Annotated in this window: 21 protein-coding genes; 17 read left to right on the forward strand and 4 right to left on the reverse strand. The window is 31.5% G+C overall.

Going from position 1 to position 25,560, the window contains the following annotated elements; all coding sequences use genetic code 11:
* Positions 1-1,158 (reverse strand): sensor histidine kinase, encoded by a 1,158-nt coding sequence (locus AC1Q8L_RS14130; RefSeq protein WP_001243312.1) that lies wholly within the window; start codon positions 1,156-1,158, stop codon positions 1-3.
* Positions 1,148-1,843 (reverse strand): response regulator transcription factor, encoded by a 696-nt coding sequence (locus AC1Q8L_RS14135; RefSeq protein WP_001038809.1) that lies wholly within the window; start codon positions 1,841-1,843, stop codon positions 1,148-1,150. Before AC1Q8L_RS14135 ends, AC1Q8L_RS14130 begins: the two co-directional genes overlap by 11 nt.
* A gap of 192 nt (positions 1,844-2,035) precedes the next feature.
* Between AC1Q8L_RS14135 and yqeK the strand changes: the two genes are divergently transcribed.
* The 6 genes from yqeK to AC1Q8L_RS14165 all read left to right on the forward strand — a co-directional run bounded on the left by yqeK (position 2,036) and on the right by AC1Q8L_RS14165 (position 8,480).
* Positions 2,036-2,644 carry a bis(5'-nucleosyl)-tetraphosphatase (symmetrical) YqeK gene (yqeK, locus tag AC1Q8L_RS14140; RefSeq protein WP_000966967.1) on the forward strand — a complete coding sequence of 203 codons (609 nt, stop codon included), beginning with the start codon at positions 2,036-2,038 and terminating at the stop codon, positions 2,642-2,644.
* Positions 2,645-2,657: 13 nt separating this feature from the next.
* Entirely contained in the window at positions 2,658-3,332 is a 675-nt protein-coding gene (locus tag AC1Q8L_RS14145) for a DUF3885 domain-containing protein (RefSeq protein WP_001176119.1), read from the forward strand.
* Positions 3,329-4,066: a 5'-methylthioadenosine/S-adenosylhomocysteine nucleosidase gene (mtnN, locus tag AC1Q8L_RS14150; protein WP_000151939.1), complete on the forward strand. Its 738-nt coding sequence runs from the start codon at positions 3,329-3,331 to the stop codon at positions 4,064-4,066. Before AC1Q8L_RS14145 ends, mtnN begins: the two co-directional genes overlap by 4 nt.
* A gap of 143 nt (positions 4,067-4,209) precedes the next feature.
* Positions 4,210-5,058 (forward strand): GNAT family N-acetyltransferase, encoded by an 849-nt coding sequence (locus AC1Q8L_RS14155; RefSeq protein WP_000617067.1) that lies wholly within the window; start codon positions 4,210-4,212, stop codon positions 5,056-5,058.
* 191 nt (positions 5,059-5,249) lie between these two features.
* A complete protein-coding gene (locus AC1Q8L_RS14160; RefSeq protein ID WP_001059026.1) occupies positions 5,250-5,624 on the forward strand; it encodes a hypothetical protein in 375 nt (124 codons plus the stop codon).
* Positions 5,625-5,798: 174 nt separating this feature from the next.
* On the forward strand, positions 5,799-8,480 hold the full coding sequence (locus tag AC1Q8L_RS14165; protein ID WP_492339448.1) for a M4 family metallopeptidase: 2,682 nt from the start codon (positions 5,799-5,801) through the stop codon (positions 8,478-8,480).
* A gap of 332 nt (positions 8,481-8,812) precedes the next feature.
* Here AC1Q8L_RS14165 and AC1Q8L_RS14170 read toward each other — a convergent pair whose 3' ends face one another.
* Entirely contained in the window at positions 8,813-10,039 is a 1,227-nt protein-coding gene (locus tag AC1Q8L_RS14170) for a helix-turn-helix domain-containing protein (protein ID WP_000162818.1), read from the reverse strand.
* Positions 10,040-10,631: 592 nt separating this feature from the next.
* Here AC1Q8L_RS14170 and AC1Q8L_RS14175 point away from each other — a divergent pair.
* From AC1Q8L_RS14175 to AC1Q8L_RS14205, 7 genes are all read left to right on the forward strand, one after another.
* Positions 10,632-12,293, forward strand: coding sequence for a SpaA isopeptide-forming pilin-related protein (locus AC1Q8L_RS14175; protein ID WP_000821089.1), 1,662 nt, complete (start codon positions 10,632-10,634; stop codon positions 12,291-12,293).
* Positions 12,294-12,380: 87 nt separating this feature from the next.
* Positions 12,381-13,184, forward strand: a complete 804-nt coding sequence (locus AC1Q8L_RS14180) for a class C sortase (protein WP_086388034.1) — start codon at positions 12,381-12,383, stop codon at positions 13,182-13,184.
* Positions 13,185-13,355: 171 nt separating this feature from the next.
* A complete protein-coding gene (locus AC1Q8L_RS14185; RefSeq protein WP_098312029.1) occupies positions 13,356-15,311 on the forward strand; it encodes a SpaA isopeptide-forming pilin-related protein in 1,956 nt (651 codons plus the stop codon).
* A gap of 159 nt (positions 15,312-15,470) precedes the next feature.
* Positions 15,471-16,031, forward strand: a complete 561-nt coding sequence (locus AC1Q8L_RS14190; RefSeq protein WP_025118314.1) for a class I SAM-dependent methyltransferase — start codon at positions 15,471-15,473, stop codon at positions 16,029-16,031.
* Positions 16,032-16,270: 239 nt separating this feature from the next.
* Positions 16,271-16,750 (forward strand): SRPBCC family protein, encoded by a 480-nt coding sequence (locus tag AC1Q8L_RS14195; protein ID WP_000559848.1) that lies wholly within the window; start codon positions 16,271-16,273, stop codon positions 16,748-16,750.
* 79 nt (positions 16,751-16,829) lie between these two features.
* The gene (locus AC1Q8L_RS14200) at positions 16,830-20,000 is read left to right on the forward strand and encodes an ATP-binding cassette domain-containing protein (RefSeq protein ID WP_492339449.1); all 3,171 of its coding nucleotides are present in this window, start codon (positions 16,830-16,832) and stop codon (positions 19,998-20,000) included.
* A gap of 172 nt (positions 20,001-20,172) precedes the next feature.
* Entirely contained in the window at positions 20,173-20,982 is an 810-nt protein-coding gene (locus AC1Q8L_RS14205) for a MerR family transcriptional regulator (protein ID WP_000472642.1), read from the forward strand.
* 263 nt (positions 20,983-21,245) lie between these two features.
* Here the strand turns inward: AC1Q8L_RS14205 and AC1Q8L_RS14210 are convergent, their stop codons facing one another.
* A complete protein-coding gene (locus tag AC1Q8L_RS14210; RefSeq protein ID WP_000029101.1) occupies positions 21,246-21,962 on the reverse strand; it encodes an SDR family oxidoreductase in 717 nt (238 codons plus the stop codon).
* A 347-nt stretch (positions 21,963-22,309) separates the two neighbouring features.
* Between AC1Q8L_RS14210 and AC1Q8L_RS14215 the strand changes: the two genes are divergently transcribed.
* The 4 genes from AC1Q8L_RS14215 to AC1Q8L_RS14230 all read left to right on the forward strand — a co-directional run bounded on the left by AC1Q8L_RS14215 (position 22,310) and on the right by AC1Q8L_RS14230 (position 25,485).
* Positions 22,310-22,648, forward strand: a complete 339-nt coding sequence (locus tag AC1Q8L_RS14215) for a winged helix-turn-helix transcriptional regulator (RefSeq protein WP_000365523.1) — start codon at positions 22,310-22,312, stop codon at positions 22,646-22,648.
* Between the two features lie 133 nt (positions 22,649-22,781).
* Positions 22,782-23,534 carry a class I SAM-dependent methyltransferase gene (locus AC1Q8L_RS14220; RefSeq protein ID WP_001003868.1) on the forward strand — a complete coding sequence of 251 codons (753 nt, stop codon included), beginning with the start codon at positions 22,782-22,784 and terminating at the stop codon, positions 23,532-23,534.
* A 287-nt stretch (positions 23,535-23,821) separates the two neighbouring features.
* Positions 23,822-24,616 carry a VOC family protein gene (locus tag AC1Q8L_RS14225; RefSeq protein ID WP_000627922.1) on the forward strand — a complete coding sequence of 265 codons (795 nt, stop codon included), beginning with the start codon at positions 23,822-23,824 and terminating at the stop codon, positions 24,614-24,616.
* Between the two features lie 116 nt (positions 24,617-24,732).
* A complete protein-coding gene (locus AC1Q8L_RS14230) occupies positions 24,733-25,485 on the forward strand; it encodes an aminoglycoside phosphotransferase family protein (RefSeq protein WP_000242844.1) in 753 nt (250 codons plus the stop codon).
* Positions 25,486-25,560: the final 75 nt, after the last annotated feature.

The following is a 25,560-nucleotide window of genomic DNA, read 5'->3' on the forward strand; positions in this document are numbered from 1 at the left end:
TTAACATTTGTATGGAAGTAGTTTTACAGTGAATGTTGTTTTTTCGTCATCACTATATACTTCAATTGTTCCTTTATGCAACTCGACTATACTTTTTGCAATTGCTAATCCAAGTCCAGATCCACCAGTGTTTGTAGAGCGAGATTTCTCAACGCGGTAAAAACGTTCAAAAATATGAGGTAAATCCGTACTAGGAATAGGTTGTCCGTAATTTGTTATATCAATTGTAATCATATTATTGCTTTCATAAGCAGTAAGGTCAATATAGCGACCTTCGCTTCCATAAGCGATAGCGTTTATAATAAGATTTTCAAACACACGCACTAATTTGTCACCATCAGCTAATACCATAAGCTTTTGAGACGGGAAAGAAGGCCGACATTCTATATTAGCTTCTTGAACCTGTATGCGGAATTGAACAGTTAATTGTCCAAGTAACTCTACAATATCAATAGGAACAGAATACAAGCTTAATTCTTTATTTTGAACACGTGTATATTCGAACAAGTCATTCATTAATGCATTAAGACGAGTTACTTTATCGTAAATGACTTGAATATAGTATCGCAATTCCACTTCATCTCTATAATTATCATGATGGATTAAATTTACGTATCCAACTATAGAAGTAAGGGGGGTGCGTAAGTCATGTGATACATTTGTAATAAGTTCACTTTTTGCTTGTTCCGCTTGTCTTTCTTCATCAATTGAGACTTTTAATTGTTCAACAATTTCATTGACCCCGATTGCTAATTCTTCTAGATAATTATGATTTACAATAGAAACTTTATGATTGAAGTTTCCATTTGCAATATAACGAATTTCTTCTATCATTTTTTTTATACAAGTTTCATAATAAAGTTTTTTCTCGTGACGATAAAAAATGTAAAGATAGGATGAAAAAATAGAAAATAAAAACAAATAAGATACAATCATCATCCATAAAGACTCTTTAATCCCTTTATACTTTTCATAACCAAAAATTCGAATGAATTCTTTACCGAGTTCAGTTAGAGTAAGTGAACTCTCAATTACACTCGTAACGAGGCGATAAATAATTAGTTCAGTAATAGGAGTGAGTGTGATAGCTAATAAAAGCCAAAAAATAAGTTTCCATTTAGGAATATCTTTTAATATATCAAATGCTTCATTTCTCAATTTTATAGCCAACTCCCCAAACAGTATGAATCAATTTTTCTCCATTCATTACTGTTTCAAGTTTATCTCGTAAGTTGCTAATATGGACCATTACCGTCTTATTTGAACCATAACCATCTTCATTCCAAACGCGTTCGAAAATTTCTTCTGAACTAAATACTCTTCCTGTATTACTCGCAAGTAAATATAAAATATCGAATTCAATAGAGGTTAGTTTAATATACTCTCCATTTACTTTAACTGTATGATTATGTTTGTGTATTTCAACAGAGCGAATACGAATAATACCATCTTCATTCTTTTGCGAAGTAGCATTTTGGAAAGAGGATCTTCGTAATAAAGCTTTCACTCTAGCTACTAATTCTAATGGATTGAATGGTTTGATCATATAATCATCGGCACCTGTCATAAGGCCTAATATTTTATCCATATCTTCTGCTTTTGCACTAAGCATTAGAATTGGTACAGTATTATTTTCACGTACTTCCTGACAAACTTCTAATCCGTTTCGTTTTGGCATCATAATATCCAAAATCATAAGGTCAACTTCATATGTAGAAACCTTTTGCAATGCTTCATCGCCATCATAAGCTTTATAAATGTTATAGCCTTCATTTCGCAAATAAACAGCAAGTAATTCAACAATTTCTTTATCATCATCAATAATTAATATGTTTTTATTCATTGTGTAGTTCCTTTCCTTACAAATCATCAACATTACTATAATATCAAACATTTATGTACTTGTAGCGATGATTTTGTATAAAATTTCATGTAACGTATTAAAAAGGAGTAAAAAGATTAATATCGAATATAAAATAAAAAGGATATTTAGATTCTACATTATAATGTAAGTTAGTTATAAGGGGGATTTTCTATGTTATATAGTGATATATATTCATTTACTCCAACTGGAAAAATAGAAAATGATATTAAAGCCTTTCTACTAAAATATAATAAAGAGTTTACATATAAACATTCAATTCGTGTGGCAAATGAGGTAAAAAAGATTGCAGAAAAGTTTCACGTAGATAAAGAAAAAGCAGCAATTGCAGGATATTTACATGATATTAGTGGCATTTTTCCGAACGAGGAGAGGATTGCAGTTGCTGAAGAGTTTGGGGTAGAGATAGTGGAAGCAGAAAAAAAGTTTCCTATGATTATTCATCAAAAATTATCGAGAGTAATCGCAAAAGAAATATTTAAAGTAGAAAATGAAGAAATTTTAAATGCAATTTGTTGCCATACAACGTTGCGTAAACATGCAACGAAGATGGATTTAGTATTATTTGTTGCAGATAAAATAGAATGGGATCAAAACGGGACACCACCATATTTAATAGAAATAAAAAAAGGATTGGAAAAATCTTTGGAAAAAGCAGCTTTTGTATATATTTCATATTTGTGGGAAAGGAAAGATACATTGAAAGTTATACATCCGTGGCTAGAAGAAGCATACTGGGATTTAAAAGGAATTTTACAGTAGAAAGGACAAGGAAATGCAATTAAAAGAATATATGAATCAAACATTTCCAGGAGTTACATTAGGACCCTACTTATATTCTCAGTGGGGAAATCATTTACATTTTGATTTCGGAAAAGATAAATATCAAATTGTAGAAGGAACCAACGATTTAAATATGGAATACTTTTCTCAACTATATACATATAATAAATTCTTATTTGAAGACATATTTTCAAAAGAAGATGTAGTGTTTGTAGTGACAAATGTTTATAGATTTAAAAAGGAAAACATAAAAACTCCACAGAAAATAAATGTATACAATAAATATATTAAGAAAAGAGATTTAAGATTTCATATAAGACAAGAAACGTTACCGTTTCTATTTGAAGATGAAGAAGCAGATTTATATTGTACATATCATTTTTCTTTAAAATGTCTTGCGGAAGATATTAAGTATGAATTGCTTATACAAGCTGCTAATCACGAGGATTTCTCTGCTCTGTATCCTCGATTTGGACGAAAAAAAGAAATTTCTTATCCAGATGTATTTCTCATAAATGCAACGAAAGATATTGTCATGTTTATGTGTGATGATAGAGGATGTAAAGTAATTGCGAAGAATAAAGAAATAATACGAGATTTATATAAGAAATACAAAGAATGGATTCCAGATTATGAACGAGAAAGTATAGATAACTTATTTAAATGACAATAGGGGAAGTGAAGCGTGTAATGAAACGTATTGCAATAGTATCTGCATGGGAACCAGAACTGACGTATTTGCATCAACATTATCCGAGTGAACGTGTTGAAAAAAGAGCAGCTTGGGAATTTCATTTTCATACTATTAATGAGCTGGAAATTATATCAGTTGTTACTGGTGTTGGTAAAGTAAGCTGCGCTAGTTGTGTACAATTGTTAATTAGTGAGTTTCAGCCAGATGAGTTGTTTATGACAGGAATATGCGGAAGTTTATCAAACAAGGTGAAAAACGGTCATATTGTAGTGGCACTAAACGCAATACAACACGATGTTACTGCAGCTGGCTCAGGGGAAGATGTTTTTAATTTATATAACGGTAGAACAGCACCTATTGAAACAACAAAATCACTTGTAAGAAGAATAAAAAAAATACGATCATATGATCCAATACATTTCGGTACATTTTTATCCGGAGATCAACGTATTCGTAGTTCAGAAATGAGATATTTACTCCATACCGTATATGGAGCATTGGCAGTTGATCAAGAAGTAGCAGCTTTCGCCTATGTATGCCAAATAAATAAAAAACCATTTCTATGTTTAAAAGCTGCTTCAGATCAAGCAAATGATAAAACGAAAGAAGAACAAAAAATCTTTAAAATGCTAGCATGCGAAAGAGCATGTGAGCATTTAATTGCTTTTTTGCGTGTTTATGAGATTAATGTAGTAAATAATAGATAGTTTGTTATAAAACAAATTAATAGTGGGTTATATGTAGGGAAATGTCCGTTCATTTCAAATTAAGAGCTGAAATTTATAATAGATGGAATATATTATATGGGTACATGTTGCGGTTAATACAAGCAATTGGAGGGCAATTTTATATGATTCAATATAAAAGATGTAGTGAAGTAAATATTGATTTAGTATATGAAGCTTTTAAAGATGGATTTTCCGATTATATTATTAAGATGGAAGTTTCAAAAGGTGATTTTATACACCGTTTTTTGGGACCAGAAGGTAATTTGCTAGAACATTCTTTTCTTGCTTTAGACGGTGACAAATCAGTTGGCGTAATATTAGGTGGTATAAAGGATTATGAAAGTATAAAGACTATGCGCTGTGGAACATTAGCGGTTCATCCTAATTACCGAGGTATTGGTGTGAGTCAAAAATTATTTGAACTGCATAAAGAAGAGGCGATTCAACATGGATGTAAGCAACTTTTTCTCGAAGTCATTGTAGGAAACGACCGAGCGATTCATTTTTATAATAAGTTGGGCTATGAAAAAGTGTACGATCTTTCTTATTATAATTTAAATGATTTGACTAAAATAATGAATAAAGATTGTAAGGATATTGAAGTAAAACAATTAGAATTTCCAACTTTTAAAGATGAAATTCAGAAATGGTTAAACTTCCATATAAATTGGCAAAATGATGTTGATTATATCGAAAAAACAAATAATGTATTTTATGGTGCATATGTCACTAATGACTTAAAAGGCTCTCTATGTGTAAATGAAGAAGGTAAAATTAGTTTTATTTTCGTAGATAAAGATTATAGAAATATTGGTGTTGGGATGAAATTATTAGAAGTAGCAAGAGAAGAATTACATTTATCAAGTTTATCAATTGGGTTTCCTAACAATAATTTACTGGAGGGTTTTTTAAAGAAATGTAGATTTGAAAAGAATTCTTTAGCACAATATGAAATGTATTTATTACTCTAAGAGCGGAAAGATTTATTCTTTTCGCTTTTTATTTTGCTGTTATGTTGGTAAATGCTCCGTAACTATAATTTATAATGCGAGGGAGTTTGTTTATCCTTAAGTTATTTTTTAAATTGTCAATTTCATACTAATAATTTTCTTTGTATAATATTCTAATTTTATGTAGAATAGATACGATGGGAGGGGATGAAATGAATAATGGATTAAAGTTTAAGATTTTTGAATTGCATTGTCTCGTTCAAAAGACTTATTCTGATATTAAAATGGCATGTGATATTGCTATTTATCAAGAAAACACTTCTAAATATTTAATTTCATTAGGATTTTTAAATAAATCATATATGACTTATATAGAAGCAAAAAGATTCTATCGCGAAAATGAAGAGCTTGTAAGTGTAGAATTTGATAATTTCTTTGATATGTATGATAAATTAGAAAACGAATTAAAACAAGTTATTTCAACTGAAGATAAAAATCCTTCATCGCTACATAGCAGACTTGATCAGTTTCAGCAGAAAGTTGAAAATATAAATGACCTAATAAAAGTATTGCAAAATGCTCGTTAATGAATGCTTTTTTCTTTTTGTATAGAAATTATGTATTAAAAACATTTTAGGGATATTACATATTGAAGAGGTGGCTTTTGTAGATTACAAAAGTCATCTTTTTATGTTAGGAATAGATTGTATACATTTTAGCAGTTTCATATAAATAATAGAAATTTATACGAGGTAAATATCATGGGAAATAAAAAAGAAATAGCTATAGTAGCATTAACAACAGGATTCGTTTTAACAAGTGTAACACCATATGGAGTAGGTCATGCAGAGGAACCTGGTCAAATGCAAGTTGAAATTCAAGAGGATTCGTTCCGTACAGGTGATCTGACACAACCATCAAAAAAGGCACCAGAGAATGTAGTGAAAGATGCACTTAAGGAAAATACGGAGCATGCTTTGTCTCCAAAACAAGTTAGTGCAGAAACAGGAGTAGATTACAAGGTTCTTCAAAAACGTGGTTCTTATGATGGAACTACACTTGTGCGCATGCAACAAATATATGAAGGAAAAGAAGTATATGGCCACCAGTTGACTGCTCACGTAGATAAAAAAGGTATTATTAAAAGCATTTCAGGAGCTAGCGCACAAAATTTAACACAAGAAGATTTAAAGAAACCTATTAATTTATCAAAAGAAGAAGCAAAACAATATATTTATAAAAAGTACGGAAACGATACTAAATTTATTTCTGAGCCAGAAGTTAAGGCAGTTATTTTTGTTGATGAAAATCATGGGCAGGCTAGCAATGCATATCAAGTTACATTTGCTGCTACAACACCAAATTATGTATCTGGAACTTATTTAGTGAATGCTCATAATGGTGAAATGTTAAAAGATATGGTACAAGAATCAAGTTTGAAAATAAGTGAAGAGTATGTTGAATCCGTTAAGGAAAATAAAACTAGCAATTTTACATCATTAACTGGAACAGGAAAAGATGATTTAGGCGTAACTCGTACATTTGGTATTTCTAAACAGACCAGTGGGAATTATGCGCTTGCTGATTACACAAGAGGACAAGGAATTGAGACATATGATGTAAATTATAGAGATATTACAAATGAAGAAAGTTATTATCCCGGTATACTAGCAACTAGTGTTTCAACAACATTTAATGATCCAAAGGCGGTAAGCGCTCATTTCTTAGCAACAAAGGTATACGATTTTTATAAAGAAAAATATAAGCGTAATAGTTTTGATAATAAAGGAAAAAAAGTAGTTTCAGTTGTACATGCATGGGATTCTGGAGGAACAAATGATCCTGAAAATTGGGAGAATGCATTTAGTACTAATATTAATAACATTAGTATGCTTTTATATGGAGATCCTATGGTAAAAGCATTCGATATAGCGGGTCATGAATTTACACATGCAGTTACATCAAGCGAATCTAACCTTGAATTTTCAGGAGAATCTGGGGCGATTAACGAGGCATTATCTGATATTATGGGAACGGCTATAGAGAAATACATAAATAATGGGGAATTTAACTGGACAATAGGAGAACAAACTGGATCGACTTTTCGTAATATGAAAAATCCAACTGCAATTAATTTTTCAGAAGGACTACCGTATCCTGATGATTATAGTAAATATAATGATTTAAATGGAGAGGATTATGGAGGCGTTCATTTTAACTCAAGTATTATTAATAAAGTTGCGTATTTAATTGCACAAGGTGGTACTCATAACGGTGTAAATGTAAATGGTATTGGTGAAGATAAAATGTTTGATATTTTCTATTATGCAAATACTGATGAATTAAACATGACTTCTGATTTCTCTGAATTGAGATTGGCATGCCTTACAGTTGCAACTAATAAATATGGAACGAACTCAATTGAAGTTCAAGCAATCCAAAATGCTTTTGATGCGGCAAAAATTACAGGAACAGTGAAAGAAAACGAAAAAACAATAGAAAACCAAGCTCCAGAGTTAACTGTACCGATTACCATTACACTACGTGTAGGAGATACGTTTGATCCAATGAGAAATGTAAAAGCTGTTGATAAGGAAGATGGTGATTTAACAAATAAAGTAAAGCATAAAGGCGATGTAGATACTTCAAAATCAGGTACATACATTATGGAATACATGGTTGTTGATTCTCAAGGGCGGAATGCAACGGCAACACAGACTGTAATTGTAGAGAAAAATGGAGAAACATCAGATTTAGAACCTAAATTAACAGTGCCTGTTGGAGCGACAATTCATGTAGGAGATTCATTTGTTTCAATGGCAGAAGTATTAGCTATCGATAAAGAAGACGGTAATCTCACTTCTAAAATCAAAGTTGATGGTGAAGTAGATACATCTAAAGCCGGTACTTACATATTAACGTACACGGTTACAGATTCTAAAGGTCATGAAGTAACGGCGAAGCAAACTGTAACGGTCAAAGTTAGAGAAGAAGTTAAAAATGATAAACCAATACTAAAAGTACCTGCTACAACTTCAATTACTGAGGGTGATCAATTTGATCCGTTGGTAGGAGTATCAGCTACTGACAAAGAAGACGGTGACCTTACTTCTAAAGTAGCGTATGAAGGAACTATAGATACAACTAAAGCTGGTACTTATGAAATAATATATAGTGTAAGAGATTCCGTGGGTAATGAGGTAAATACAATACAAAAAGTATTAGTGAAAGATAAAGAAACTAGCAAACCTAATGGTCTTGCTAATAAGACAAATAACAATAATATCTCAAATAACAGTAATACCGATAAAAAAGAATATACATATAAGGAGCTGCCAAAGACGGGTGTAAGTACAACTAACAGTGCAGCAATCGGCATATTGATGATTATTGCAGGTACAGTACTCACTTTGATTCGCAAATCTAGAAAGATACAAAAATAATAGTAGGGATTATTCGTTTGAAGAAAAGAGTTGAGTATTCAAAAGAAATAAAGTAGAAAGTAAATAAAACGAAATATGGATTTTTTACTTATTAAGATTTTAATAGTTAAGCGGTACATTTGGCTTTTATAAAAATTTGCAGTTGGATACTATTCTGTCTACAGAACTATATTACATATAAAACACGTTACTATTCTCATTAAAATAAAAGAATAGTAACGTGTTTTTTGATTTGAAAATAGCATAAATCCTATAGCTCATGAATATAGGAGTACTTCTAATTTGCCATTGATAAGTTACTGAAAACACTTTGTTTTAATGGAAGTGTCACTCTAAATGACAACATGAGATTTTCGGTATTTACCAGGTGTTTCATTGGTGAATTTTTTAAAAATTTTAGTGAAATAACTTTGATCGCTAAAATTAAGCGAAGCGCATATGTCTGATAAGGGATGGGTGGTGAAAGTTAATAATTTCTTTGCTTCTTCGATTCGTTCACGTTGAATGTACTCAATTAATGAAATACCGACTTCTTTTTTAAATAATATAGATAAATAATCTGAATTCACATTTGCAAATTTAGCAAGTTGTTTAACAGATATTGGATTGTAAATGTTTTTAAAAATGTAGTTTTTGCAAATAGCGATAGTCTGTGAATGTTGCTGTGTTTTTTGTGCCTTTACACGGTCTGCAAAGGTACAAAAAGCATTTTTTAACAAATCCCAAACAGATTCTTTGTCTTTTAAATCTTCTGTTCTTTGAATATGTAAATCATAAATTTTGTAAGCAATCCCAGATGGAAGTCCCCCTTTTATCGCATACCTAGTAGCGAGCGTGATGGATGAAATACAAATGTTTTTATGACGTCTTAATTGATGGAATGAAGATAAAGATGAAAGAGTCTCTTGTTGGAATTCGTAATAATATTTGAGTACGGTTTCTTTATCCCCGTTTTCTATAGAACCAAGTAATTGCTGCTCTATATATAAATTATGATAAATGGATTCGTCTTTTTGCATTGAAATATATACATCTTCGTTTAAGATTCTGCTATGACTTATATGAAGTGAGTCACTGTTATTTGAAAAGGTGCTTACATCTGAATTTTTTTTATAGAAAATGTTATAGAACAATATTGCTATATTTACAAAAAAATTTTGATCTTTGACTGACAATGAAAAATAATGGTCTCTTGTTCTTTTATAATTTGGAATGAAATTAAGGTTACTATCCGTTTTACTTGTAGAAAAATTTACATGTGCCAAGGGCCCAATAATAACAGTACCGTTCACCATATAATCGCTCTTTATGTGAATTAAAATGAAGTGCCCTAGATGTTCGTGAGTTCTGAAGATGGGGAAATTATATGTATCATTTCTCTGAAAAAGCACATGTAAATGCTCTATTTTTGATGTATACAACGAATGTGAATCACTTTTTGATGTGAATTCTAAAAGAATATTTTTGTTACAATCTAAAAAACAAACTGGAATTTCAAAAGATTGGAAAAACATATTGCAAATGTACTCTATCTCAACTAGATTGAGCTTTTTAGTCATATTCTTCCTCCTTACAGTTATGCGTAATAGTTAAATAAACATATATTCCTTTTTTCATAAGTAGAAACGGAAAACCTTTATTAATAAAAAATATAAATAAAAGTTATAAACTTCTAAGAATAATACCATAATTTAACATGAATAGCACATATTATTTGAATATACAGGTAATAGTTTTGGACAGTAGCGTAAAATATGAATCGTCACACTTATTTGTTGGTTATTACTTATATGTATTAAAAAATGATTAAGATTGGATTTTAAATAGGGATAGGAAGTGAGAAATTAATAGATTGACAGTAAGTGACTAGTCGAAATTAGTAGTGAAAGCTATTATGTAACAAATGTAATGATTCTTGAAATAGGGATATAAGTGTAATTTAGGGGAGAAAATTACATATATCATGTGGAGAGACAACGTAATAATAGAAGATAAGAAAAGTGAATAAGTGATTGTAAACAATGGATTGTTGGACGACTATGTTTTATGTTATTCGTTTAAATCTGATACTTGGCACACTATTGCTTTTAAGAAGGTAATAGTAATAAAGAGATTTTTAAAATGATAGAAGTAGTAAAGGGGATAAGAGAAATGAAAAGAATATTTAGTGTGCTTTTAGTGTTTTTCTTAACATTTTCTACATGGTCTAGTGTATTAGTAAAGGCGGATTCACCATCTAAAGGTACTTTAACGATTCATAAGTATGAACAAGAAAAAGATGGAGCGCAGGGACTAGAAGGTGACGGTTCTGCAAATCAAGAGGTGCCAAAAGATGCGAAACCATTAAAAGGTGTAACGTTTGAAGTAAAAAGGGTTGCTTCTTTTGAAAAAATTTCAAACGATGGGAAAATCGTAAAAGAAGACGTGAAACCTGTAATGGGAGCCACTCCAAATCAAGTAGTAACAGATGATAACGGACAAGCTGTATTAAAAGATCTTCCGCTAGGACGTTATGAGGTGAAAGAAGTGGCAGGACCTCCACATGTGAATCTAAATCCCAATACGTATACAGTGGATATTCCATTAACGAATAAAGAGGGTAAGGTGCTAAACTATGATGTTCACATGTATCCAAAAAATGAGATTAAACGTGGTGCAGTGGATTTAATAAAAACTGGTGTAAATGAAAAAGCATTAGCAGGTGCAGTATTCTCTTTATTTAAAAAAGACGGTACAGAAGTGAAAAAAGAGTTAGTAACAGATGCTAATGGTCATATTCGCGTGCAAGGATTGGTGTATGGAGAATACTATTTCCAAGAAACAAAAGCTCCGAAAGGCTATGTAATAGATCCAACTAAACGTGAGTTTTTTGTTAAGAACTCCGGAACAATTAATGAAGATGGAACTATTACTTCTGGTACAGTAGTTAAATTAGAAGTGAAAAACTATGAAGAACCAACAATTGATAAAAAGATTAACGGAAAATTGGAAGCGTTACCAATCAATCCGTTAACTAATTATAATTATGATATTAAAACATTAATTCCAGAAGACATTAAGGAATACAAAAAATATGTGGTAACAGATACTTTGGATAATCGTTTAGTGATTCAAGGAAAGCCAATCGTGAAAATTGATGGAGCAGAAGTAAATGCAAGCATTGTAGAGGTAGCTATAGAAGGTCAAAAGATAACAGCTACAGTAAAAGATTTCACAAAATTAGATGGTAAAAAAGAATTTCATTTGCAAATTAAATCTCAAGTAAAAGAAGGAGTACCATCTGGTTCGGAAATTTTAAATACAGCAAAAATACATTTTACAAATAAAAATGATGTAATTGGAGAAAAGGAATCTAAACCTGTAGTTGTTGTTCCAACAACTGGAATAATTGAGTTAACAAAAATTGATGGTGCTAATAAGAATAAATTAAAAGGTGCAGAGTTTGTACTTAAAGATAAAAATGGAAAAATAGTTGTTGTAGCAGGAAAAGAAGTAACAGGTGTATCAGATGAAAATGGTGTTATTAAATGGTCTAACATTCCATATGGAGACTATCAAATTTTCGAAACGAAAGCTCCAACATATACAAAAGAAGATGGTACAAAAGCTTCTTATCAATTATTAAAAGATCCCATTGATGTAAAGATTAGCGAAAATAATCAAACGGTTAAATTAACGATTGAAAATAATAAAAGTGGATGGGTTCTTCCAGTAACGGGTGGCATAGGAACGACTCTTTTTACTGTAATAGGTCTTACGTTAATGGTTACAGCGGCATTTGTTTTCTTTAGAAAAAAGTCTGCTAATAATTAAGATTTTAGGAACATGTAACTATGGGAAAAGGGGAGAAGCAAAATGCTTCCCTCTTTTCGATATTTAAGCATATACAGAGGTGGAAATATGAAACGAAATCTTGTTTTGGGAGGTATTTTTTTATTTGGATTAGGTGTTTTTTTATATCCTACTATTAGTAATTGGTTGGCGACTCGTGCACATTATTCTGAGATTAGCTCTTACGATAAGAATATCAAAGCATTACAAAAGAAAGAAGTCGAACGTAGGGAAAAAGAAGCAGCTGAATATAATAAACAAGTTCACACTTCCACGAAAACATTTACTGATCCATTTTCTGAAAAAAAAAGTAATCATCAAGCATATGCTGATGCGTTAAATTTAGGAGATGTAATGGGGTATATTGAAATATCGAAAATTAATATAAAACTGCCAATCTATCAAGGGACATCTGAGGAAGTATTGAGCCGCGGGATAGGTCATTTAGATTTTTCTTCGCTCCCGATAGGTGGAGAAAATACGCACACTATTTTAACAGGGCATCGTGGTTTACCATCAGCAAACTTATTTACAGATTTAGATAAGTTGAGTGAAGGAGATCTTTTTTATATTCATTCTTTAGACAAAGTTCTTGCTTATAAAGTAGATCAAATTAAAGTAGTGTTACCACACGAAACGGACGATCTACAAATTGTAGAAAATAAAGATTATACAACTTTAATTACGTGTACGCCTTATGGAGTAAACACCAATAGGTTGCTAGTTCGAGGTGTGCGTGTGGAGTTAAACGAGAAAGAAAAACAAAAAGTGAGTACAGAGATATTTATATTTAATAAGTGGACTGTAATAGTTCCAATCCTATTGTTATGTGTGTTTCTAGTCGTAATTTATAAGAAAAGGTTAACTCGATAGAATGTATTTATTTATCCTGCATTAATGGGAAGTGGGACCGGAAATTCAGAGATAAGTAAAGAAAGTATATAAAGTATATAAAGTATATAAAAGATGAAGTAAATCCTCATTGGTGAATATGTCATTTTATTCGACTATAGAAAAAATACGGTAAAGGTGGGAACAAAGGAATTGAGGCTACGATTAAAGCTGGTAAGTATTCATTTTATTGTTTTGTTAATGTTAAGTGTAAGTTTTGTCATATATGTACCAAAAGAAGTATATGGATCCACGACAAACTTAGAAGGTCTAGGTGATATATCGCGTTATAATGCAGTTGTCTTTGGTAACCATAAAGCAATAGGTGGCGACATTGAAGGAGCAACTGCAGTTCAAGGTGATATGGATGCATCGGGGTATACAATTGTAGGTGCTGCAGCGGGAACATCTAATATAGTAGGTGAAAAATGGGGTGATGAGGGATATCCGTCCTTGTTATTGTCTGGAAAATTTAAGAAATCAAGAGAAGAATCTTTTATCATTCAAAACGGAATAGTCGTAATGACAAAAGAGAGTGATCCAGATCGCATCATACAATCCTCTTATGATCGTATCGTTTATAAAGAAAAACTAGAAATTGACGCGAAATTTAATGAATTTCGCAATATAGTGAACCAAGTCAGTAAAAATGCAGGTCAATATAAAACGAATACCCCAATTCCAAATATGAGTCATGGAATCGGAAAAGATATAAACAATCCTAATATTTATGTTTCATCAGAATTGACAGGGAAAATTAATTTAGATATAAGAGATGTATTTTTGCCCAATGCTAAGGACAAAGATTTTATTGTAATGTATTCAGATGCAATAGAGGTTACATTTAAAAATGGGTCTATTCTATATGACACGAACAATATTGGAAAGGCTACAGATATAGTTCCTACATCACAACCATATTCGCCTAATTCCCCGTTTACTGAGCTATATGGGAAAATGATTTGGGTTTTTCCAAATGCGAAAAAAATTACAACAGAGGGATATGGTGTAGTTGGGAGTGTGTTTGCTCCCAATGCTGTATTAGAAACAAAAGGCGGTTCGATTAATGGACAAGCATTTGTTGGTGCGGTACAACAAACTGGTGGATTTGAGTTTCACAATTTCAAATTTAACTGGAAACATTGGAACAAGCCTAGTACAGGAAAAGTAAAAATAAAAAAGGTTGATAGTAATAATGATAATAAAAAATTGGTGGGAGCAAAGTTTAAAATTGAAGATTTAAATGGGAAAATAGTTGGAGAACTAGTAACAAATGAAGAAGGAGAAGCGATATCAAAAGACTTACCAATAGGAAACTATACTTTAGTGGAAAAAGAAGCACCTAAAGGTTACGAATTATCAAAAGATAAAATAGCTGTAAAAGTAGAGAAAGATGCAGAAGTAGAAATTAAAATAGGAAATAAGAAATTGCCAGATCCAATGGGAAAAATGAAGCTTGTGAAAGTAGACATAAGTGATAAAAATAAAAAACTAGCAGGGGCAAAGTTTCATATAGAAGATGCAAAAGGAAAAGTAGTTGGAGAGTTAATAACAGATGAAAAAGGAGAAATGATATCAAAGGACTTACCAATAGGAAACTATACCCTAGTGGAAATAGAGGCACCTAAAGGTTATGAATTATTAAAAGATAAAATAGCTGTAAAAATAGAAAAAGATACAGTAGTAGAAATTAAAATAGAAAATAAGAAATTGCCAGATCCGACTGGGCAATTTGAAATTGAAAAAGTTGATGATAAGGATAGTGAATTAAAGCTAAAAGGCGCTGTATTTCAAGTGTTAGATAAAGAAGGGAAAGAACTTAGTAGATTAATAACGGATGAAAAAGGAAAGGTAATTTCCAACCAATTAGCAATTGGAAAGTATACGATTAAAGAAATAAAAGCACCGAACGGATACATGTTACTTAGAGATCCAATAGAAATAGAAATTACAGAAGCAGTAAAGACACAAAAAATAACAGTGAAAAATGCGAAGAATAATTGGGTAATTCCTAATACTGGTGGGAGCGGAACAACAATTTTTTACGTAATTGGTATTATGCTAATGTTTGCTGTGCTATATTTCTGTAAGAAAAATCGTATATTATGAACTAATTTTATAGAGTTAGACAGATTGTTGCGTTAGAGAGTTTTTAGGGCATGAGTTCGGTATTGTACTGGACTCATGTTACTACATTTGTTGAAGGAGGAAGGATAATAGTAAACATAGAATATATTAATGAATTAAAATGTTTAAGAGGTGAACATGGTGGCAATAAAACAAGACGAAATTAAAGTAGTTGTCGGAGCTGGAGTGTTTAATAATAATCCAGGCTGGATTCAAACGCAAGAAGATGAACTTAACTTACTAGATAAAGCTACGTGGGAAGAAAGATTTGAATACAACTCTATTTCAGCTATTTTAGCTGAGCATGTATGGGAACACCTTACTTTTGAAGAAGGTGTAAGAGCAGCTGAAATCTGTTATGAATTTTTAAAACCATCTGGTCATATTCGGTGCGGAGTCCCTGATGCATTCTTTCAGGATGAGGTATATCAAAATATAGTTCAAATAGGGGGACCCGGTCCGAAAGATCATCCAGCAGCAAGTCATAAAATCGTTCATAATTATATAACATTAACGAAAATGTTTGAAACTGCTGGATTCGAGGTAGTTTTACTTGAATATTGTGATGAAAATGGTCGGTTTTATTACAACGAATGGGATGCAAACGACGGTGTTATTTTCCGTTCGAAAAGGTATGATTCTAGAAATAAAGGCGATAAACTTGGTTTTCCATCGCTAATTGTCGATGCGATTAAGCGTTAATCATTCAACAAAACAGGAGTTAATCCTATGATTTCATAAGTCGCAAATGCGGCTTTTTTATTTGTACGCAAATCTATATTTAATTTTCAATATTATATAACTCGATTTAGAAAATATTTAAGTTTTTCTCAGCACCATTCACTTTAAATTAACACTTCGCTGACATAAATATTTATTTTATATTTATATTCGTGTAAAATGAGATGAGAACATATATTCTATATAAGGAGGCAATTAAAATGATAGCTGAAATTGGGAAACTAACTGGTGGATATATTGTAAAATTTGAACGCGAATTTCCATGTACGGTAGAGGAAGTTTGGTCTGTATTAACAGAAAACAGTAAGCTGAAAAAATGGATGTCCAATTTACAGATTGAAAGCCTTAAAACTGGTGGAATAATAAAGTTCGACATGATGGACGGTTCATTCATAAACATTGATATTTTAGAGTGTCAACTAAACTCAGTACTTGAATTTACTTGGGATAAAGACCGTGTCCGATTTGAAATACATAAAGAGGAAAATGGTACTCTTTTATTCCTAAAAGAGTACATTCATGAATTAACAGATCATACACCGAGAGATATAGCTGGTTGGCATATTTGTTTAAATCTTTTTTCTTACGTTTTAGAAGGAGAAGAGAAAGAATTTTCTAAAGATGAATGGCAACAGTGGTTTGAAATATACAAGGATAAGATTAATGAAGTGAGAGGATAATTGCATAATAGGTAATATTCATTATGTAATTATTGTATTGTAAAAATGCTTTTGTGAATAAATAAGAATAGAGGTTAATATGAAAGTAAATCAATTAATTGCTAATAACATAAATAAATTAGATGCAACTATACCGTTTAATAAATCGTTTGGAATTGCTGGTTTATCTGGATCGGGTAAAACAACTTTTTGCCAAACAATTGGTGAAGAATCAAAAAAACGATTAGTTTCTTTATTGCCAAAGGCTGAATATCAATATTTATTTCCTAACATTATGGAAACAAATTTTAGTGCCATTAAGATGGAAGAAATACCTTTAGTACTTTTTCTAGGAAAATCATCGATTTCGTCTAATCCGCGTTCAACGATTGGTACTCAAACTGGTGTTTTTACAGAGGTTCGGGAAAAACTTGCTGAGGTATTTAATCTTTCTCCAGAGGTCTTTTCATTTAATAATCAATTAGGCTGGTGTACTGGTTGTAAAGGCCGTGGTACTACAAAAAATGTTGAGTGTAAAAAATGTAAGGGAAAACGTTATAGTGAAGAAATTGAACAACATGAAATTGATTTGTTGGACAAGCCACATTCAATCTCAAATATTAATGATTTAAGTATTGAATCTATTCTTTCACTAGCAAAAGAGTTAAATATTAGTGAAGAAAAACAGCATATACTGCAAAATATTATTAATATGAACATTGGTTATTTAACATTAAATCGAATTATGGGTACGTTATCAGGTGGAGAGTTAACACGACTTTATTTGGCCGAATTCATGGCAGTAAGTGAAAATGCTGTAATTATTATTGATGAGATTTCAGTTGGACTTGATCATGAAACTTTATTACAAATTTTAGAAGAGATTAAACGATTAGGGTGTAAAAATCAAATTTGGCTTATTGATCATTCAGATACAGTACTAGTTACAACTGATGAGCAATTGTTCTTTGGACCTGGTAGCGGAAAATATGGCGGGAAAATTGTGGAAGAATCACCAAGACCAAAGTCAATACTGTGGGATCGAAATAAAGAAATACCAACAGAATATTATACATTGTATGATTTATATTGCCGTAATATCCAAATGGCTGAGTTTCAAATTCCTAAAAACAGGCTTGTAACAGTTACAGGAGAATCAGGATGTGGGAAATCTACACTTGTCAACGAATGTCTAGCTACAGATTTTTTGAAACGATATCCAAAAGATAAATTAGTTATGGTAGGACAAGACCGAAATCAATCAATTACAAGTCGATCAACTGTAGCAACTTTCCTAGATATTAAAAAGAAACTGACAAAGTATAGTGAAGACATTGATGATATTTTTGAGCGCTCGATTGAGGATATTATTGATGAACTTCCAAATGAAGATATCGCTTATAAACGTTTGAGCCTACTAATTAAATTAGGGCTTGGCTATTTAACATTAGAGAGAAAAACACAAACATTATCGACAGGTGAGTTTCAATGTGTTCATTTAGTTTCGGAATTATTTGCAAACACTAGAAATCCACATACATTATTTATTTTTGATGAGCCTTCAAAAGGTTTATCACAAAATATTTTAAATCAATTTATCGATAGTATTAGAGGTATTCTGCAAGATGAATCAGTTTCGATCATTATGATTGAGCATAATCGTTACATGTTAGAAAGCTCTGATTATATAGTTGATTTTGGAAAAAGGCAGAATGAATCTATAGAGCATTTGGATGTTGTCAATCATGAGGATTACTATCGTCAAAAAAGTAATGTGAATAGCACAGAGAAAATACACATCTCTTCAATGCTTAAGCAGAAAAAAGGGGTTCACTATTTAGAAGAAAATCATATTAACTATTTTAAAAATGCCGAAAATATTTATAAGGGCGGTATTTTAAAAAGTTTATCATCAATGGCTAGGTTAATTTATGGTGAATATGAATCTAATACAATCGCACCTGTTATTGCTATTGATCTTGAAAGACATTTATATAGTCAATATAGTTTCTTATATGAGATTGGTGGATTAATTAATCATATTGTAGCTGCTCATCCAATTAATAAAGATACGAGAAGTTTTGATTTCTATTCACAGGACAATCATTGTCCATCTTGTTCTGGACGTCTTCAAATTGAAGTTTTTGATAAAGATATTGCCATTCAAGATAAAAGTGTTCCATTTTGGGATGGGCTATTCGATCCAGAAATCATGAAGGTATTAAAATTTTATCAGCATGAAAAAATAGAATTTCTATTCGAAGAAATAAAAAATGAGCTTGGTCACGATTTGTCAAAGAGCTATAATGATATGTCAGAAGAAGAAAAGCATACGTTTTGGTACGGGTATTTTGAAAAATCATTTTATGATAAAAAAGGAAAGACACGCAGAACATGGGTAGGATTTAATACAATTATTGGTGGATATATTGTTATTTCAAAAGCACCTATTAAAGAAGAAATTAAAAGTTCAAAAAAAATGATGAAATGTCCAATTTGCGAGGGGACGGTTTTAAATCATCATAAACCACTTAAATTTGGTAACGTAGATATTCGTGAAATAATCAATCAGCCTATTAATGAAGTATTGAAAACAGTTGGTGATTTACCGACACTTGTTAAATTGAAATCTATTGTTGGTGGCGATATGGTATTGACAGAAGATGTTTCTTTATTGCCAAGAAAAGCACAAGTTGCATTGAAAATGTTTGAATTAGAACAAGCAAGCTTTTCAAACTATGAAATGGTGTTACAAAATGTTTTACCATTCTGGGGTGAAATAAAAGGAAATATCGAATCCATTAGTGTTAATAATCAAGTAACTGTTTGTGATTTCCCTAATGTTTATGAAACGAGAGAAAACATTATAAATAAGTATTTCACAAATGGTAAATATAAAAAACTTACGTATGTATACGAAGCGTTTGGATACAAAAAAATATTTACCCAAATTAATAAAATTAAAAAAAGTAATCCATGTCCATTTTGTAAAGGTAAGAAAGTGATAACCGAAGATAATCTACATGATGGTGTCTTTAAACTAACAATTCCATGTGTAACTTGTAATGCAAGTGGTATTAATGACGAAGGGTTAAAAGAAGTTGTCGAGGGCGTGGATGTACAAACGTGGTTAACTGGAAAAGTAAGTGATGTTGTGAATGAAAGCGTATTAACAGAAGCTGTTGGGCAAATACCAATTTTTAATCGTATTCGTGAGTTGGATAAACGAGATATGATGGCGGTTTATGAATGTCTTGAGAAAAATAACTAGTGATGGATTGTCAATTGCAGTAGTCATAAAAACAGGAATATAGGTTTTTAATTATATAAATATAACATGTTAAATTGTTATTTAAATCGTTAAAAATAGTTGACCCTCACATAATGTCATTGTTTATGATGAAGTTGAGCTTCAAAGTAGATGTAACTTATAGGAGGAAATCATGTTTAAAATAGGGGATTTTTCGAAACTATCTTCCATTAGTATACGTATGTTGAGACACTACGATAAAGTGGAATTATTACAACCAGTAAAAGTCGATGAGCAGAGTGGATATCGATTTTATTCAGCTGACCAATTAAAAAAGGTAAATCAAATTCAAACATTAAAAGCTATGGGGTTTAATATTGCTACCATCAAAGAAATAATAGAATGCGATAATGTAGATAGCATAAAAGAGCAATTTTTAAATCGTAGTGCTCAAATTAAAGAAGACATGAATAACCTCCAAAAACAATTACGTCTCCTCGAAGACTCAATGAAAACGATGAGAGAGGATGTTGTTGAGATGAATTATCATGTTTCAATAAAAGAAATTCCAGAAAGAACTGTAGCTAGTGTTAGAAAGATTATTCCATCGTATAATTGCGAAGGTGATTTATGGAGTGTATTAATGCAAGAAATTCAAATGAAAAATATTAGTATTGCCCATCCGAGTTATAGTATTGCGGTTTTCCATGATCGTGAATACAAAGAAAATGATGTAGATATAGAAATACAGCTAAGTATTCTAGGTAAGCACGAAAATACAAAAGACGTTACATTTAAAAATATGAAATCAACCAATGTAGCTTCTATAACAGTTAATGGAAGTTATGAACAGATGACAGCTGTAAATGAGGCTGCGGCAAAATGGATTGAGACAGAAGGTTACAAATTAGCAGGCCCGATGTTTAATATTTATCATGTGAGCCCAGCGATGGAATCGGATCCTAATAAGTGGGTTACAGAAGTTTGTTATCCAGTTAAATAATGATAAAGAAAAAAGGCATTAATTATATGCCTTTTTTCTTTGGAAACTTATCCATAAATATCAAGACAAATTACTTCGAGATTCGATTCGTCAACTACTAGCACAATTTTATTTGCAAATGTACAAAATGAGCGGATTGTAATGAATCATCTAAAAACCAACCAGTTGGTACTAAAGTAATGTAATCATCTAATTGGAAATTTCAGCAATGTTTAAATGAGCAACAAAAGCCGCCGTAATAAGGGGCTTTTGTCTTAAATAATTTAATGATATGTGTACCCTCCATCAGGAAACAATACATTACCCGTAGTAAAACTATTTTGCATTAAATATAGAACAGTATGTGCAATTTCATTATTATGGCCAGGCCTTTTTACAAGAGAAAGAGATTTATAAGATTCATAAGCAGCTAGTCTATTTTCGTTTTGTTCATTCTCTCTTTGTATTGTTCCAGGAGAAACAACATTAACTCTAATAGGAGCTAATTCTACAGCTAAAGCTTTCCCTAAACTTTCAATAGCACCATTGCAAGCTCCATAAGCAGGTGCCCCTTTAAGTGGTCTTTGACTAAATGCACCAGACATTAACACAATCGATCCAGAGTTTGAAAGAAAAGGAATTGCATATTTTACGGCATAATATTGAGGCCAAAACTTTCCGATGAAGCTACTTTCAGCAATTTCCTCTGTAGAGGTAATCGGTCCAAGTGTGTAAGAGGCTCCCGGTGTGAATAAATGATCAAAGTTCCCAACTATCTTGAAAAAATTTTGTAATTGCTCTTTATTTTGATTATCCAATATATAAGTTTGAAGATGATTGTTATTTATTACTTCTCGAGAAACTTTTAATTTTTCTTCCGAGCGTCCGGCAATAATAACATGTGCACCTTGTTTAATTGCTTGTGTTGCTGTTGCTAATCCAATACCAGAACTCCCGCCAATAATAACGATACGACTATCTTTTAATGTAGTAATAGACATATTTTAGCCACTCCTTTAATAAAAAAATTAGAATATAACTGCTATGCTTTTATTATTCGCTAAAAGGTAGCAAGTGAAAAGTACGCACTTTGTATGTACATAGTCGCAAATTTCGTACTAATCGCTATACATGCGGATAAGTAATAGGAAAAATTTCTAAATATGGTTTATCCCGCATTAACGGGCAGTAAAACTCCCACCTCAAAGTTAGGAAAATGTAAGGAAGTTAGGTAAGAGATCAATTGCCCGTAAAAGCCCGATTGGTTCAACTAATAATCAGTGTGGGATGAACAAAACCCCCACTGATTAAAGTTTCACTTTATGATATCTGAGGAGAGGTGAGAAAAATGGATTTACAAGAACCGAAGTTAAAAGGAGTAATAGCAACATTACAAATAATCGGTGGGAAATGGAAGCCACTCATTTTATTTATTTTGCTAACAGATGGAACGAAACGTTTTGGTGAATTAAAGAAATTAATACCAGATATATCTCAAGGGACGTTAGCAAAGCAATTACGTGAATTAGAGCAAGATCAACTAATAAAACGCGAAATTTATCAAGAAATACCACCTAAAGTAGAATATAGCTTAACTGAACATGGAAAAACAGTCAGTACTGTTTTGGATAGTATGTGTAGTTGGGGAAGAGGGCATTTAGAATATATAGATAAAGATAAACCATAAAAATGTTATGTAAACTTATTGTAGTGTGAAGGGAAATATTGTTTTAATAATTTGTATTTTATAATATATAATTAAGGAGTGTCGTAGGTTATTATACATATTTAATTTATTTTTACAAAGGGGAAGTAATAAGATGAACGAATTAGAGTATAAAAGCTTCTATGATAAAGTAGGAAGATTAAATGGATGGGATTTTAGCAAAATAAAATGTGAAACTGTAGGAGATACATGGGACTTTTATAGTGAGGTAAAAGAAAGATGTAAACCATCACATATTTTACTTGATGTTGGTACAGGCGGAGGAGAAAATGTACTTAACATAGCATCATCAGCTAAATTGTTGATTGGAATTGATAATTCTAACGACATGATTGAGACGGCACATTCTAACTTGAAAAAATCAGGTGTACAAAATGTTGAGTTTCTTCAAATGGGTTCTGAAGCTTTAACATTTCCACATGCACATTTTGATATTACTTCAAGTTGTCATGCCCCGTTTCTGGCATCTGAGTTAGCAAAAGTAATGAAAAAGGGTGCCTTTTTCTTAACACAACAAGTAAGTGAGAATGATAAATTAAACCTGAAAGAAGCATTTGGTAGAGGACAATGCTTAGGTGAACGGGATGGTACTTTAAAAGAAAAGTATATGAATGAACTTATTAGTGCAGGATTTGATCTCGTGCAAGTACGTGAATATGATGTTACTAATTATTACAGTAGGTCTGAAGATCTCATTTTCTTATTAAAACATACTCCTATTATTCCTAGATTTGGAGAACAGGAAGAGGATTTTACTATTTTACAAAAGTTCATTGATACGTATAGTTCTGAAAAAGGGATTCGTACTAATTCAAAAAGATTTATGATTATTGCTGTAAAACCTTAATGTATTTTATCGTAAAAGTTGCTTTTCATTTAAGGAAAGGCAGCTTTTTTATATGGAAACAATGCAGGGGAAATTTGAAAAAATAGAAATAAGTAAAGTGTTAATTAAAAACCGAAATATGGAGGATATTTGTTTTGAAACGTTAGTGTACTAGCAATAAAAGAAGCTAACATATTCATACTAAAGTTGTAGTTTCTATATGAAAAATCCATCCTTCCGTTTGATTTTATCTATTTATAAGTGTAATACAATACGAATAGATAATAAGAAATGAGGGGGAATGTAAAGTGATTACACATATATCAGATATAAAACTACAAACGGTTTCCATAGAAGGGGTAAAACAAGTTTATAAGGACATATTATCTTTTCCAATAAAAAAAGAAACAGCATCCTTCATTCAATTTGAAGTAACACCTTATACAACAATTAGTTTTCAAGAAGTGTATGAACCAATCGCACCTGCACATTTTGCTTTTGAAATCCCATATTCAAAATTCCATGAAACAGCAAAATGGTTAAAGGACTCTGGATTACTCATTGTAAAATGGCAAAATGGAAATGTAATTGGTGAAGAGAATGGTCTATTCAATTTATACTTTAAAGACGGAGATGGAAATCTACTCGAAATTATCGCACATAGTTATGTTAAAGAGGATGTATTAGTACCACACTCACCTTTAAACATTTTATACGTAAGGGAAATTGGTCTTCCTGTTAAAAGTGTACCTGTTTTTACGGAATGGTTAAAATCAAATCTAAATATGAAAACGATGGAAGATGGGGATATTTTTAACTTTGTTATAGGTGGCACTGCATATATCGTCGCGACTTGGTGGCAGCGACCTTGGATTCCAATTGCAATGAAAGCTCTATCACCGAAAGTACACGTTTCTTTCGGAACACCAGACGTCGCATTTTTACAGCGAATCCAAAATAACTTTAAGAAAAATAGTGTACCATTTGAATGTAAACGTAATGAAGTATCATTTATTGAGCAAGGATATACATTTTCAATTGTGCATACATCAGAGTTTCATTCGGATATTCCTAAACAATTAAACTTACCGCTTTCTATTTAAGGATGGAAAGCGGTAAGTTTTTTGTATATTCGTGAAGAAGGTTTTAGCTAGGATTATAGTGAATTTAAAGAGAAGTATAAGGTGTTATTCTAATTTATGTTAAGGGGGGAAATAAAGTGGTTTTAGGTAATCCAATTGCAAAAGGGAATACAGCAGAAATTTATTTAACTGATGATAAGGTTGTAAAATTATTGAAAGATTACCTCCCAGATACAGAGTCTATGAATGAAGCAAAAAAACAAAAATATGCGTATTCATGTGGGTTGCCAGTTCCAAACGTATTTGAAGTGAAAAAGATACAAAATAGACAGGCAATTATTATGGAACATGTAAAAGGGGACAACATTGGTGATCTTCTGCTTAATAATTTAAATGAGGCAGAGCGTTATATCAGCCTTTGTGTTAATGAGCAAAAAAAGATCCATGCTATACATGTGAATACAGATGAAATGGAGTTAATGAGGGGAAGGTTAGAGCGTCAAATTAAATCTGTGCATAAATTGGATGAACGCAAAAAGAAGGATATATTACAAAAATTAGATTTTATTACATTTGATTTTAGGCTATGTCATGGAGATTTTCATCCATTTAATTTGATTTTGAGTAAGGAAGAGAAAGTGAAAGTTATAGATTGGGTAGATGCTAGTTCAGGTGATATTCGCGCAGATGTATTTCGAACATACTTGTTGTACTCAAAATCTTCGGTAGAATTAGCTGAGATGTATTTACATATATATTGCAGTCGTACCGGCATATCAAGAGATGAAGTTTTTCAATGGGCTCCTATTATTATTGCAGCTAGATTTTCTGAAAAAGTATCACCGCAAAATGAAGTGTATTTGAGAAGATTATTGAATCAGTATTTATAAGTCATAAAAAAGGTTGTCAGCTAATTAATAAATGCTGTTGTTTAACCAAAGTTTCCTTGCAGTTAAACAACAGCA

The organism is Bacillus sp. GW823-FHT06A11 (assembly GCF_058795355.1).